General features: G+C 42.8%; 8 protein-coding genes. 5 read left to right on the forward strand and 3 right to left on the reverse strand.

The genetic code is table 11. The annotated features are described in order from the left end of the window. Both VK664_RS09175 and VK664_RS09180 read left to right on the forward strand, forming a co-directional pair. A partial coding sequence (locus tag VK664_RS09175; protein WP_461398346.1) for a pirin family protein occupies positions 1–569 on the forward strand: 569 nt, incomplete at its 5' end. A gap of 279 nt (positions 570–848) precedes the next feature. Next, complete coding sequence (locus tag VK664_RS09180) at positions 849–3,224, forward strand: ABC transporter permease (protein WP_461398347.1); 2,376 nt, start codon at positions 849–851, stop codon at positions 3,222–3,224. A 2-nt stretch (positions 3,225–3,226) separates the two neighbouring features. On the opposite strand, the gene VK664_RS09185 is transcribed toward VK664_RS09180, so the two are convergent. After that, positions 3,227–4,675, reverse strand: coding sequence for an MFS transporter (locus tag VK664_RS09185; protein ID WP_461398348.1), 1,449 nt, complete (start codon positions 4,673–4,675; stop codon positions 3,227–3,229). Positions 4,676–4,726: 51 nt separating this feature from the next. Next, positions 4,727–5,929: an anhydro-N-acetylmuramic acid kinase gene (locus VK664_RS09190; protein WP_461398349.1), complete on the reverse strand. Its 1,203-nt coding sequence runs from the start codon at positions 5,927–5,929 to the stop codon at positions 4,727–4,729. 168 nt (positions 5,930–6,097) lie between these two features. Here VK664_RS09190 and VK664_RS09195 point away from each other — a divergent pair, with 168 nt between their 5' ends. From VK664_RS09195 to VK664_RS09205, 3 genes are all read left to right on the forward strand, one after another. Next, entirely contained in the window at positions 6,098–9,127 is a 3,030-nt protein-coding gene (locus VK664_RS09195) for a SusC/RagA family TonB-linked outer membrane protein (RefSeq protein WP_461398350.1), read from the forward strand. 24 nt (positions 9,128–9,151) lie between these two features. Beyond that, positions 9,152–10,477: a RagB/SusD family nutrient uptake outer membrane protein gene (locus VK664_RS09200; protein ID WP_461398351.1), complete on the forward strand. Its 1,326-nt coding sequence runs from the start codon at positions 9,152–9,154 to the stop codon at positions 10,475–10,477. Between the two features lie 87 nt (positions 10,478–10,564). Then, positions 10,565–12,397, forward strand: a complete 1,833-nt coding sequence (locus VK664_RS09205) for a serine hydrolase domain-containing protein (RefSeq protein ID WP_461398352.1) — start codon at positions 10,565–10,567, stop codon at positions 12,395–12,397. Positions 12,398–12,505: 108 nt separating this feature from the next. Here VK664_RS09205 and VK664_RS09210 read toward each other — a convergent pair whose 3' ends face one another. Continuing rightward, positions 12,506–15,109, reverse strand: a complete 2,604-nt coding sequence (locus VK664_RS09210) for a mechanosensitive ion channel domain-containing protein (RefSeq protein WP_461398353.1) — start codon at positions 15,107–15,109, stop codon at positions 12,506–12,508. Positions 15,110–15,128 lie beyond the last annotated feature (19 nt).

The following is a 15,128-nucleotide window of genomic DNA, read 5'->3' on the forward strand; positions in this document are numbered from 1 at the left end:
ATGTTGACCCGCAAACTACCGACCTGCTTACACATGCTTTTCAGTTCTGGATCAATCTTCCTTCCAAACAAAAAGCTGAGCCGCCGGAATATCTTCCTGTACAGGCAAGCGAAGTGCCGCAACAAATGTTGCCTGATAAAAGGGGATGGATAAAAGTAATTGTCGGGGAGCATGAAAATTTAGCTTCCAAAATTCCAAATTATTCAAAACAGTTTTTATATCACATCCACCTGGAAGCAGGAAAACAATTTTCCATTGTTACAGAAAGAAGATTGGAATATGGTGCTTTTCTTCCGTTGCACAATGCAGTGATCAACGACCAGGAATTCAGCAAAGGTGAATTCATCGAGTTTGACAGGAACGAAGGAACCATTGAAATCAGCAACAACTCCGACACTGGTATTGATGTCATACTATTTGGTGGTGAACAATATACTGAGCCAATTATAGCCCAGGGGCCATTTGTAATGAACAGTCAAACTGAAATTGCGGACGCATACAGAGATTTTCATGCAGGTAAGTATGGTAAGATTAGCTATAGCAGGGATAGTGGAGCAGATAGTAAATAATTTGTCATGGGTTTGCTTTCCTGTTTCATATTTTCGGTTTATACTTTTACTTTTCATTAAAAGAGTAGGCTTTGGAACTTTTCACCACCGTTTTAATTGTATATAACTGAACACTTAATTGTATCAATTCCGGACAGCAGCCTTTCCTGCATCAAGGTAAAATCCTGATTATTAACCAATAGTACAATTGGCATTTTTTTGAATGGAATAAGCGGAATCTTATGCCTGTTCGGGAATGAAACAGGAATTCACCCCATCAATGCTAAATAATTCATCTACATGTTAAAGAACTATATCAAAATTGCCTGGAGAAATCTTAATAAGAACCGTGCATTTTCTTTGATCAACATTCTCGGGTTAACAATCGGTATTACTGTTTGTATGATGATCTACATTTTTATTATGCATGAGTTCAGCATTGATGACTTCCACTCAAATAAAAAAAATATATACAGGGTAATGAGGTCATTCGATCCTACAAATCCCCCCACACCATACCTGTCACCTTCTTATGGTCCCACTTTGCTGAACGATTATCCGCATGATATCAGCAAATCAGTCCGGGTTATGCCAGTCAGCTTACTTATTACCGTCGGGGATAAATCTTTTCGTGAAAAAAGAGTGTATGCAACCGATCGTGATTTTTTTGAATTGTTTTCATTTCCACTGGTCGAAGGCAATAAATCCAGTCTCCTTAACGAACCGGGTAGCGTTATTTTATCAGAGTCTACTGCTAAAAAATATTTTGGTTCTTCGCAGACAGCCATGGGAAAAATGATAACAGTAGACAAGGAGAACAACGTAAAAGTTACCGGCGTGTTCAAAGATCTGCCATCGAACTCACATCTTTCTGCAGACCTGATGTATCCCATCAAAGCCCATGAACATGAAGACTGGTTCAAAGTCTGGATAAATAATAATGGTTTTGTTTATGTTTTGTTGAATGATACAAGAAAGGAGGCAAAACTCGAAAAAGGTTTTCCCGCATTTATGGAAAAGTATATGGGTGAGGACATGAAAAGGATGAATATAAAGTTCAATCTTTCTCTTACCCCTATGAAGGATATTTATTTTGAAAAACACGGTGCATTTGACCATGTAAAACATGGAGACCTTAACGTTGTTTTCATTTTCATTTCCATCGCAGCATTGATACTATTAATAGCCTGTATAAACTTTATGAATCTTTCAACGATAAGAGCTATGGAAAGGTCGAAAGAAGTTGGACTGAGAAAAGTAATGGGTGCACTCAAAAAAAATCTCATCTGGCAGTTCATTGGTGAATCAATCCTGATAACGATCATATCATGCATACTCGCTTTATTTATACTAATGCTCGCCATGCCAGCCTACAGCGCCTTACTTGGTTATGAACTCACGGTTTCATGGTTCTCTCCCAAACTCTATCTTTTCCTGGGAGGGGTTATCATAATTGCCGGATTTCTTGCAGGTTCCTATCCTGCTTTTTTCCTTTCATCCTTTTCACCGATAGATTCTTTAAAAGGAAAACTTCGTATTGGGAAAGCCGGTTCAATGTTCAGGCAAGGCCTGGTCATTGTTCAGTTTGCTATCTCCGTGTTCCTGATCATAACAACTATCACCATCATGAACCAGATGTCTTATGTAAAGAATAAAAAGCTGGGTTATAATCAGGAACAAACATTGGTTCTGCCACTTGATAACGGGGATATATATAATAACCGGAATGCATTCAGGACGGAACTGCTGAGTTTTCCAGATGTACATTCGGTTTCGATGATGTCTGGCGAACCCGGCGGTTTTTATGATCTGAATATGTTCAATGCTGAAGGGCAGACTGAAGGCTGGAAGGCCAGGACCTTGATCAGTGACTTGCATATTGTCAACAATCTTGGCCTGAAGATCATTGCGGGGCGTGACCTTTCAACGGAATTTAAAACAGACTCTGCACAGGCAGCATTGATTAACAGGACTGCGGCCGGAGCGCTTGGATTTACTCCTGAAAAGGCGATAGGTAAATGGATCCAGCATAGTGTGAGGGATACTGAACGCCGGCGGATTGTGGGAGTAGTAGAAGATTTCAACTTTCTTTCTCTCAAAGAAAACATGGATCCCCTGGTAATCACACCGGGTGATGATCATCGTGTGGCATTGATCCGGCTTAAAGGAAAAAATATCCCGGCTTCAGTGCAAAAAATAAAAAATCTTTACAGCCGTATTGCACCTGTGTATCCCTTTGACTACACCTTTCTTGATCAGAAATTTGAATTGTTATACAGAAATGATTTAAGGCAACAAACCATACTGGGAATCTTTGCAGGGCTGGCAATATTTATTGCATGCCTGGGATTATTTGGCCTGGCCAGTTATACTGCCGGCAGAAGAATAAAAGAGATTGGAGTACGTAAAGTGCTTGGATCTTCGGTTCAGTCTATTGTGGTGTTGTTATCCCGCGATCTGCTTAAGCCAGTGTTGATAGCAACGCTTGTTGCGACCCCGGTTGCTTATTATGCGATGAGCAGGTGGCTTGAAAACTTTGCATATAACACTGGATTAAATGCATGGGTTTTTGTACTTGCCTGTTTGATCACACTCATCATCGCCCTTGCTACCATAAGTTTAAAAGCAGTGCGTGCCGCATTAATGAACCCGGTTCAAAGCCTGCGTTCAGAATGATTTTAAACCGGGGAAATTGTTTGCTTGTTGGTGATTTTATTTTCCCCGCGCAAAACTGAGATGGTGGCTGCCAGTAAAACCAGGCATGAAACCACGCGGTAAGCCATCTGCATTCCTTCAACCTGGGCAGTTTTTGACAAAGGATCCAGGTTATTGGTTATGGCATATGAATTTCTAAATGTATACCAGACTGCAGCACCCAGCGCGATTCCAAATACAAGGCCAAGGTTACGCATAAACGCGACGAGGCTACTGGCAATTCCACGTTCAGATGCGGGTGCGGCATTCAGTGCAGTGCTGCTGTTGGGAGATTGGAAGAGGCCGAAACCAAGACTTAACATGGCGAGCCGCCATACTACATCACCGGAGGTCCAATCAGGTTGCAGCCTGGAGAGAAAAAAATATCCGGTTGCAGTAATGAGCAGACCGGTACTCGCGATCCATCGGGTACTTATTTTGTCCGACAGATAACCACCAATTGGTGCAGCGATGCTTAGGGTTAGCGGACCTGCAAGCATAACAAGTCCTGCATTCTGTGGACTCAAATTCAGGATCATCTGAAGATAGAATGGTATTACAAAAATGTTCGCGCCATTGGCAATAAAACCCAGTCCCGCAGTCATCAATGATATGCTAAGCGGCTTAATGCTGAATAAGCTCAGTTTTAACATAGGAGCAGTCGCAACCTTCTCCCAAAAAAGAAAACCAATCAGCAAAACAATCCCGGTTATTATCAGGCTCACAACGATCATTCCATTCCATGGGTAAACGGCTTCTGCACCAAGGTCAACGCCAATCAGCAGGCAGGTTACCCCGGCAAAAAATAAGGCGGCTCCTTTAAGATCAAATTTCTGCCTGTGAGTAACCGAAGTTCCCGGCAACACTCTTAAGGCGCGCCAGATGGCTATTAAACCAATTGGAATATTGACATAAAATATGCTGGTCCATCCAAAATGTTCCAGCAACAAACCACCTGCCACCGGTCCTGTACTGCTACCTGCTGCCACAACGGTACCCATCAGACCAAGTGCTTTGCCTCTTTCACTTGGCTGGAAGGCATCACTTATAATGGCGGGCCCAATGGCAAACATCATCGATGCTCCAAGTCCCTGAATAATCCTAAAAGAAACCAATGACCAGATATCCCAGGACAGCGCGCATAACAGGGAACCAAGAACAAAAACGGAGAAGCCAAGAATATAAATTCGTTTTCTGCCATACATATCAGACAAACGACCCATAATAAGCAGCGTACTCGTGGTAACGATAAGGTAACTTAATACAATCCACTCCACATTGTCCCCCGCGTCCAGCGACCGCCGGATGGTAGGCAATGCAATGTTGACAATGCTGCTGTCAAGTGTTGCCATGAAAGTGCCAAAGGCCACTGTAAACAATATTGCCCATTTTCCTGTGGGCTTTTCAACAAGAGGTTTTGCAGGTTCAGACAAATTCCATGTTTTATGATTGGGGAGATAAGTTTAAAATAACATGCCACCAGCTTAACCAGGGAAACTTATTTTTCCCATGGATACATTCGGAATACCATTTCTTCCTTTTCCAAAACTTACCGATCCGCCACAAACCAATTCATTTGCCAGAACAGCAAACAGCACTGCTTCCTTAGCATCAGGATTTATGCTGAGTTCAGCTGTGCTTTGAAAGTTTGATCCTGGCAATAGTTCCTCCAGATTTTTTACCAGCAGCGGATTATGCATACCACCACCGCTGATATAAAAACGGAACTTTTCGCCGGCTGCGGTAACTGCATTCACTGCTTCGGCTATCGTTTCAGCTGAAAAACGATTGAGTGTTGCCATGAGATCACTTAGATGAAGATCATTGGAGTTTGATTGGGACTGAGCATCGCGGAGATATGAAAGGTTAAAAAGCTCCGGACCCGTTGTTTTCGGGAAAGACTGATCAAAAAATGAATGTTGTTTTAGTGCGTTTAATAAACCGGGATGAATTTTACCACCAACAGCAATGCCGGCATTGTCATCAAAATATTTTCCTGGAATGGCTGTTCTGGTAAGCGCGTCCATAAGCGTATTACCAGGCCCCGTGTCAGAGCAAAATACGCGGTCGGCATCCAGGTCACCTGGAAGAAAGGTGAAATTGGCAATACCACCGATATTAAGCATGATCCTGTTTTCACCTTTGCGGGAAAATATGAGATAATCGCCATAAGCAGCCAATGGCGCACCTTCTCCACCTGCTGCAATGTGTTTCTGCCGGAAGTCACTGATCGTTATTATGCCGGTGTCAACAGCCATATGATCACCATCACCCAATTGTAGTGTGGCATTACCGAACTTAGCTTGCCGGTGAAGTGACTTCGGGGCATGAAAGATAGTTTGCCCATGACTGGCGATAAGGTCAACATCAGCCGGAGCCAGTTTCCAGCTATCGAGACAGGACAAAATGATGGCAGCATGTTGCTTTGCGATCCATCCATTTAACAACGTAAGTTTTTCCAGATCTGCATCCCGTCTTGAAAAGACCGAGCTGATTTCCTGTTTATATTCTTCACCGTAAGGAACAGTCGCAAATTGCAACAGGTTAATAACTGTGTCCATACCTGTACCCGCAAATTCACAAAGCGCTACATCAAGTCCGTCTACCGAAGTACCAGACATCAGGCCTATTACCGTTCGTTTCTGCTTATTTGCGATCTTATATAATCGTCCGATATTTTCATTCATGCGTGAATATAAAATTATTCAAAATAGTTATGGTTTCAGGAGCATATTCAAGTAAATTGTAATAAGATTTGATATGTTCTGAAGTCCGATATATGCCCGATAGCTCCAGCCAATTGAACTGTGTTTTAAGTAAGCGTTCAAACCTTTAAATAACTAAAACAACTGCAAATGAAAAAAATCTCCTGGCTCGGCCGGAAAGGTAAGTTTTTACCGTTCGTCCTCCTGCTACAACTTGTTTCTTTTATCTGCCTGGCACAAGTAAAAATCTCTGGTAAAGTTACCGGTCCGGGTGATGTTCCACTGCCATCAATATCGGTACAGATTGCAAATTCCGGATCTGGAACATCATCTGATGCAAACGGTGATTATAGCCTGGAATTAAGCCAGAAAGAAGGTAAGGTGACGCTTAATTTTACCGGCGTCGGATTTAAACCACAAAGTAAAACAGTGGATCTTAGCGCTTCGGCTTTGACGGTTAACGCGCAGATGACAGAGGATATTTTGATGCTTAATGATGTTATTGTTACCGGTAACGCGGTGGCTATATCAAAGAAAAAGCTGGCTAATGCAGTGTCAACTGTGTCCGCGCGTGATATCCAGTACAGTGCTTCGACGGGTATAGACGGAGCTTTACAAGGCAAGGTTGCCGGGGCACAGATAACGCAGAATTCCGGGAACCCCGCAGGTGGAATCTCTGTAAGGTTGAGAGGACCCAGCACCATAGTTGGTTCTTCCGATCCATTATATATAGTTGATGGAGTGATTGTCAATAACGATTCAAAAGAACTGATAGATCTTGGGGGATACACACAGAACCGCCTTGTAGATATCAACCCCGCAGATATCGATCGTATCGAGATAATCAAAGGTGCGGCAGCTGCAGCCATTTATGGATCGAGGGCCAACAATGGTGTTGTTCAGATTTTTACCAAAAAAGGTAAAACCGGTGCACCACAGGTTACATTTTCAACCCAGTTTAAAACAAACAGTGTACGGAAGACATTGCCTTACAACAAGTATCCATTCCGTTTTAATAATGCAACTGTCACGGATCTAACACAAACGCCTGTTACACGCTACGATTACCAGGAAGATATTTTCAGCACTGGTATCGGAACGGACAATAACCTTTCAGTTTCGGGTGGTACTGAATCAACAAAATATTATATCGCGGGTTCAGCACTGTATAACGAAGGAATTATCAAAAACACAAACTTCGGTCGTTATGGTATCCGGATGAATGTATCGCAGAAGCTGAACAACATTCTTACTTTGTCAGCAGGAGCGAATTATGCCATAAGTAACAGCCGGGAAATACCCAACGGCGGACTTGTAGAAGCTTATGGAGCTTTGACGGGTTTTATATTCAGTAATAACTTTGTTAACCCGGCTCCTGATCCGGTTACTGGTGCATATCCATCAACGGCGCCGGTTGCTATTTTGAGGCGCACAAATCCGCTTGAAGCAATTGAACGTTTTGATTTCCGCCAGCGGGTAAGCCGTTTTACAGGTAATGCACAATTGAACGCAAAACCGGTTGAAGGACTGAATATTGATCTCGTATTTGGTATTGATAATTATGGGCAAAACAGCACTGCTTATATTCCCCCGAAAAATACAACGCCAAGTTATGATGGCGGATTGGCAAGAAGAGCTGATGCTAACGTTCTTCAGACTAATACCGACCTGAACATCAGTTACCGGAAAATGGTCAATCAATGGCTGGAGTCAACCACAGGCCTCGGGGGTACTATGCAGTACGACCGAACCTACACGATAGGTGCAACTGCCCAGCAACTGGGCGCTTTCGGGCAAACAGTGAATAACGGAACCAGTGTTGTTTCTGAAAACCGTGCAGAGAGAACCATACTTGGTGCTTTTCTTCAGCAGACATTTGGTCTCTGGGATAAAATATATCTAACCGGTGCCGCAAGAGTTGATGCTTCATCGGTTTATGGAGTTGATAATCGCTGGCAGTTTTTTCCAAAGGTCAGCGGCTCTTATATATTATCAGAAGAAAAATTCTGGAAGGATTCGAAATTAGGCGAGGTTATACCTTCTTTCAAACTCAGAGCTGCATGGGGACAATCAGGTAACCTGACTGCTATCGGGCCCTACGATCGTTTTACTGCGTATACGCCTATCAGTTATGGTGGTACTGCGGGTTATGTTTCTCCGGCACAACTGGGGAACTTTAATGTGGAACCTGAGCGCCAGACTGAACTTGAGGTGGGTGCTGATCTGAGTTTATTGAATGACCGGGTAAGTGTTGAATTTACTTACTTCAATAAAGACGTAGAAGATCTTATACTCAACAGAACATTATCACCAAGTACAGGTTTCAATAACCGCTTTCTTAATATTGGAACTATGACGAATAAGGGTTACGAGGCAATGATCAGGGCGGTACCGGTACAAAACAAATCTTTCAACTGGGTGGCGACATTAAGTTATACCCATAACAAAAATGTTATTAATGGAGTGGAAGGCAATGGCGTTCTGCCTTTTGCCGGAGGTTTTGGCCAGGTCGCTGCAGTGAACGGGTATCCTCTTGGTGCGTTCTATGCGACTTTTTATGCAAGGGATAGTAAGGACGGGTCCTACCTGTTAACTCCCGGCGGCCTTCCACAACGTGAAAGAGGGGTGCAGGGTGCAAATGGTACATACACCACAGCCCGGGATGCTGCTGGTCAGCCCAGCGGAGCGATCCTAAGCAAGGTTATCGGTGACCCGAATCCTAAACATATTGTTGCTTTCATCAATGACTTCAACATTGGCAAATTCAATATCAGGATGCAATGGGACGGTATGCTTGGCTTTGATGTTTTCAACTTCACCAAACGTGTAGGGGATAACGCCAACTACGGAGGACTCGAAGGATATGAAGCGGAATTAAAAGGCGAAGTACGGAAAGGAACCAGCGCTGCGGAGTTTTCCATTTTTGAGCACTGGATTGAAAAAGGTGATTTTGTGAAACTGCGGGAACTTTCGCTATCATATACTATTGTGCCAAAGGCGCGTGGACTCAGAGATATCAGGTTGACACTTGCAGGAAGAAATCTTTTATCAATTGACAATTACAGTGGTTATGATCCCGAAGTAAATGCAGCAGGTCAATCAAACGCTGTAAGAGGTTTTGATTTCGTGGAAGTGCCTTTACCAAGAACTATCCTGTTCGGTGTTAATGTAAACTTTTAATCCTGCTCTCATAAATCATACAAAATGAAAAAGAAATCAATATATACATTTCTCGTTTTGATCATCCTGGGATCCGGTTGTGTAAAACTGGATTACGAAAATCCCAATGGTCCAACCGACACGCAGATTCTAACATCACGTGAGGGTTTACTGACTTTATCAATCGGGATGAAGCAATATTATTCAACCGGTGGATTGCAGGCCTTGCTGATTAACCCTGGTGTTACTGCCCGTGAACTAAAAGGCATTACAACCTTCACAAATGTATTGGAACTGGAGGCTGGCGGAACTGCATTGCCAACGTTCAATGGTAACGTGCTTGCTCTCTGGAGTGCCATGTTAAGAACGATGGGCATGGCTGATGATCTGTTAAATAATGCAGATGAAGTATTGGCTACCGACAATGCTACAAAAACAGGTGTGATCGCATTTGCCAGCCTTTTTAAAGCAATGTCCATCAGTGGCCTGGGCACGGCGTTTGAACAGTTTCCTATAGAAACTATAGAAGAGGGTGGAGCTGCCTTTGTAACAAGACAGGCAGCGTTAGAGTCTGCAATTACATTGCTGAACAATGCAGTTACAGCAATTGCTGCGACACCTCCTTCTGCAGAGTTTAATTCCCGTGTTGTGGGTACTGATATGGTACTTCTTGATTGTATCAATGCTTACAGGGCAAGAATCAATATGATGCTTGGAAAATACGCAGAATCACTGACTGCGGCGAATGCAGTAAATCTTACTACCAAATCCCAGTTCATCTATAACTCTCAGAGTCCGAATCCTGTTTACCAGCAGATCGCAGTGGCGATTAACTATAAGCCAAGAGCAAATTTCGGTCTGCCATCAACGTTAGTAGATCCAGCTGATGCCCGGTTGAACTTTTACCTGGGCACTCCCGATGTTGTTGTAGGAGGAGAAACCTTGAAAACACTGAAAGGCTTTTTCGATGATATTGCAAAACCTATCCCGATCTACCTGCCCGATGAAGTGAGACTGTTAAAAGCTGAAGCAATACTCAGGAGTGGTGGGGTGCTTGCCGATGCGCTCCTGCAGATCAACTTAGTCAGAACGCAGTCTGTCGGTGATCCTTTTGGTGTGTATCCAAATCTTCCAGCTTACAGCGGTGCAGTCACTACGGATGCGTTATTATTAGAGGTCTACCGTCAACGTTCGGCAGAATTATTCCTCCAGGGTTTGAGGTTAGAAGATAGCCGCCGCTTCAGCCGGCCGGCTCCTCCATCAAATGTAAATCCTGTACCTGTCAGTTTTGAGAGAAACAGGAACTTTTATCCTTACCCGGACCAGGAGCGTCTTACCAATTCAAACACCCCGGCAGATCCCCAGATTTAATCAAAAAGAAATGTAGTCGAAATCTTATCATTGCAAATCCCTTCCTTGTTCCAGGGAAGGGATTTTTTACAACGTAATATCTGTAACATGACTTTAAAAAGCATTTTTTGTGTTATTGCCTTTTTGATGCTGACTGCTACTATGTCTGCGCAGGGCACCAGGTTTAATTTGTCTGGAATTCGGGATGCAGAACAAAAGATTGTTTTATTAAATAACGAAGGAAAAATGCTGCCCTTGCAGCAGCTGGATAAAGGTAAAATTGCGGTACTACATTTCGAGCCAAATCCATGGCTGCATCCTGACACAAGGATCTTTGACAGCATAGCAAATAAATACACTACGGTCACAGCTTTTAGTGCATTCCGCAACAAGGATAGTGCTGTATTGAACGATAGCACATTGATGGCATTGCATGATCACCTTAAGTTGTTTGATCAGCTGATAATTACTTTTTCAGGATCAGTTTCTCCTGATGAGCGGGTGACGGCATTTATTAAGGAATTAAAGATTAACCGCAACCTGGTAATCGTTTACAGGGGGGAGGGCAATAATCTTAGCCAGTTTGCCTCCTTCAACTCCCCGGTTATCTGGTGTCCATTGATAACCTCTGAAAGTGCTTCTGTTAGCGCTCAGTTGATATTCGGGGGTGTTGCCACGAATAATAAACTGACCAGCAATTATGGAAACAAATTCAGGAAAGGCAAGGGGTCATCAACAGAAAAATTGCGGCTCGGATATGGAATACCGGAATCTGTTTCCCTCGGCAGTGAGTTTTTAACTTTTATAGATTCGGTGGTTGAGGCAGGGATAGCTGCTCATGTTACTCCGGGCGCTGTTGTTTTACTTATTAAAGATGGCATTGTGATTTATGATAAAGCCTATGGAAGACATACATATGATGATTCGGTTTTAACCAGGTCCGATGATATTTACGATATGGCTTCAGTAACAAAGGTTACTGCAACTACACCGGTTATCATGCAACTCTATGAAAAAAAACAGTTGAACCTCGATACCCCGATCAGCCACTATGTACAGCTTCTGCAGGCTACACCTGATAAAAAGGAACAGACCATAAGGGAGGCACTGTTACACGAAGCAGGGTTTACTCCTTATATAAAGTTTTTCGAAAAGCTCACACCACTTGATCTGAGTTTCCACGGATCCGCAGAATTTCCGGTTCAGCTGGCTGATAATTTTTTTCTTCGGAAAAATTATTTTGACAATATTATGTGGCCAGTCACATTGCAATCGCCGGTTTTAACCCGTGGTAAATTTGTTTACAGTGATGTAAGCATGTATATGATGAAAGAAGTTGCGGAAAATATAACACACCGCTCTTTAGACGAATACATTCTCAACGAAATTTACTTGCCCATTGGCATGAAGTCTTCAGGGTTCCTACCAAGAATAAGGTTTGATAAATCCAGGATTGTTCCTACCACCGAAAATGACAACTGGTTGCGTAACATGCGTGTAGTTGGTTTTGTAAATGATCCCGGTGCCGCTATGGCAGGAGGTGTGGAAGGGCATGCCGGTTTATTTTCAACCAGCAATGATCTTGCAATTTATTACCAGATGCTCTTAAACAAAGGTAGTTATGGAGGCAGGAAATATTTCGAACCTTCAACGGTTGAGTTGTTTACTTCACGTCAATCAAAAATAACGAACCGTGGTCTCGGATTTGCTAAAACACCCGAGCCTGTTGTCTCCGACAGCGCATATCCGTCACAGTTATCATTTGGTCATAGCGGATATACAGGCACTTATGTTTGGGTAGATCCCAAATATAACCTGGTTTATATATTTATGTCTAACAGGGTTTATCCCGATGATGGAAAAACCTACGGGCCCGCGAAGATAAACGTCAGAAGCGTTGTCCTGAACCTGTTTTATCAGGAAACCGTTAAGAAGTTATGAGTGATGAGTTATGAGTGATGAGTGAGTTATGAGTGAGTGGGAAATGTAAGGTGAATGAATTCATAACTTAGTCATTAATCACTCACTCATCACTCATAACTCATCACTCTATTCAAGGGTTAATTCGTGTTTTTTGAGTTCTGCATTTAACAGTAACAGCAACTCGCTTTTTGCTGGTTCAGAATTTGTTACATCGGCACACCAGCAAAATGCTTTCAGTGAAAAGCCGTTATCAAGTATTTTCGTTATCAGAATTTGTGGATCACGATTTTTGGTAATAAATGTTGACTCCGCGATACTGTTTTTTATGACTGATGAAACCAGTTCCATATCATCGGTTCCTTTTACAGTCAGATCCAGTTCAAGCCTTCGCTGATTATTTGATAGTGTCCAGTTAACTATCTGCCTCGATAACAAATCACCGTTTGGAATTATTACTTCCGCACCGTCTTGTGTTAACAGGGTGCTGGATCTTAGTCCTATCTCTCTCACCTTTCCGGTTTTATCGCCAATCTCAACCAGGTCACCAATCTGGAGTGGACGGTCAAATATGAGGATGATGCCTGAAACAAAATTGCTTACTATATTCTGAAGACCCAATCCGATACCGACACCGAGTGCTCCCAATACAATGGTAATTTTGTCAACCGGTATTCCTGAAGCTGTAACAGCGAGCAGGTAGCCAACGCAGAGTAGCACCAGTCTTGCGATCAGCAGCCTGGAACGTTGAACTTTGTTTTGTGCATCTTCGTCAGTGCCTGTATCACCAAAAAAATATCCAATATACTTTTGCAGCAGATGGGCAAGCCAGATGATCATAAAAAACAGGGCAATCCCACCGAGTGTGAAGTAAGCGCTACCAATATGGCGTGGTTTCTGGAGGATATTTAAAACCGAGCTATAAGCTGCTGTGTACAAATTCAGATTTGTAGTGAGAACGATAAGCCAGAGAACACCGATCAGAAATTTAATTGGCCTGCTAAAGCTATTTATTACATGACTGTGTTCAAAAGTAGCCGGCAACCCGTTCCTCAGTCTGCTTGCCACCATCTGCGACAATATCGATTCAAGCCAGATCTTACTGAAGATAGCAAGGCCCACTGCCTGCGTAATACCAAATATTGCTGCATTGCTTAAAATCTGGGCAAGGGTATATCGACCCGAAATATTGCATAGTATGCTTGTCAAATGCAGTGCATGATGAAAATAACCAGCCAGCCGCAGAAAACGTTTCAAATGATGGGTATGACCCACAGATGAAATAAACGACCTCGCTATAAGAATGGAGCTGATGTTGAGTAAAATCAACAAGGATCGCTGAAAGAAGCCAGGTTCAATAGCATGGCCAGTTAAAGTAAAACAAATAAATAATATGCCTAATCCCAGCCAGCGGGTGAAGACCCTGCCCGACCATTTCTTATACATCAGGTAGGTAACAACACAAAGCAGTAAAAACTGCATCGTTTCGATATATGTTGAGGGAGCGTGTAGGTCAAAGACCGGTGCTATCGAAAAAACTACGACCAGTGCTGAAGGAATCACGCCAAATTTCAAATATTCAAATTCATTTCCGGTAAGATGGTGATCATCTTTATGTGCCCTCAGGTAACGGATGTTGCGATTTAGCCACAGACAAAACAGCAGTCCCATAAACAACAGTAAGAATGTCTTATAACCATTATCTGTAAAGTAATAGTTCATCGCCTTTTTTTCACCTTCATAAACTTTCTCGAAAGACTGTTTTGTTTGCTCGGTGAGTACAGTTGTGTCGGCTTCCCATAGGTAATTGTATTCTTTGCTAAAAATCCGTTTTGCTGACGAAGCTTCCAGGTTCGTAATATTTTCAAGCAATTGATTTGTGCTGATTGAATTCGAAGATGTTTGGGTTTGTAGAAAATTTATAGCAGTGAGACTTTCTCTCACCTGCCTTGTTGTGCTTACAAAGGCTCTGCGAAGATCCCGAAGCTGTGTACCAAATGAATCGCGAAGCGTATCATTTCGCATTACCTGCCGCAGTATTGTATCGGTTATAAGCTGGCGCAGATCTGACCTGAGCCTTACCATCTTGTTTTCATTGCTATCAAGAAGCTTTCTGTCTTTGCGTAGATCCTGCTGGATATTCTGAAGCAGTGTTTTAAAGACCTGGAGATTTTTTAGGTTAAGCGCATTATTGTTATTACGGACATTGTCTTTCAGTACCGCAAGCACATTGGTACTTTCAGTCAAATCCTTTTGAATGTTCGTGATTGCGGGACCGAGATGGCCATTGTTTTCAATATTATTTAAGGCGAGAAATGTTTTTTCAATCTGGAGTTGATAGTCACTGGTGGTAAGTGTATTGCTGTCAGCAAACAGGGAATTTAACATACCACCCCTGGCCCGGCCTGAGTCCGATCTCCTGAAGGAAGAATCATTTCGCCTGTAAGAAGAATCAAATCTTCCTGACGATGAATCCCTTCTGCGGTATGATGAATCTCTTCGCCTGGACGAGTCGGACTGCCAGAAAATCCCTTGATCATCTCTGCGGGAAACCGAGTCTGATTGCCTGTTTTGATCGCCTGGTGACCTGCGCTTCGGATCCTGTCTCTTCAATGAATCGACTCTCCGGTTATTTCTTTCAGATCCCCTTTCTGGTGTTTCCTGTGCAAAAAGATCGCCCGTCAGGAACATAATTAAAAAAAGAGTTACCAGTTGTCCATATCGCTTTTTCATATCAGTCGTATTACAACAG

Origin of the sequence: Flavitalea sp. (assembly GCF_035489435.1) — a bacterium.
GTDB lineage: Bacteria > Bacteroidota > Bacteroidia > Chitinophagales > Chitinophagaceae > DATHKG01.

Coding starts and splice junctions, on each gene's coding strand:
- VK664_RS09180 (WP_461398347.1), top strand. CDS start 849: ATGTTAAAGAACTATATCAAAATTGCCTGGAGAAATCTTAATAAGAAC.
- VK664_RS09190 (WP_461398349.1), bottom strand. CDS start 5,929: ATGAATGAAAATATCGGACGATTATATAAGATCGCAAATAAGCAGAAA.
- VK664_RS09195 (WP_461398350.1), top strand. CDS start 6,098: ATGAAAAAAATCTCCTGGCTCGGCCGGAAAGGTAAGTTTTTACCGTTC.
- VK664_RS09200 (WP_461398351.1), top strand. CDS start 9,152: ATGAAAAAGAAATCAATATATACATTTCTCGTTTTGATCATCCTGGGA.
- VK664_RS09205 (WP_461398352.1), top strand. CDS start 10,565: ATGACTTTAAAAAGCATTTTTTGTGTTATTGCCTTTTTGATGCTGACT.
- VK664_RS09210 (WP_461398353.1), bottom strand. CDS start 15,109: ATGAAAAAGCGATATGGACAACTGGTAACTCTTTTTTTAATTATGTTC.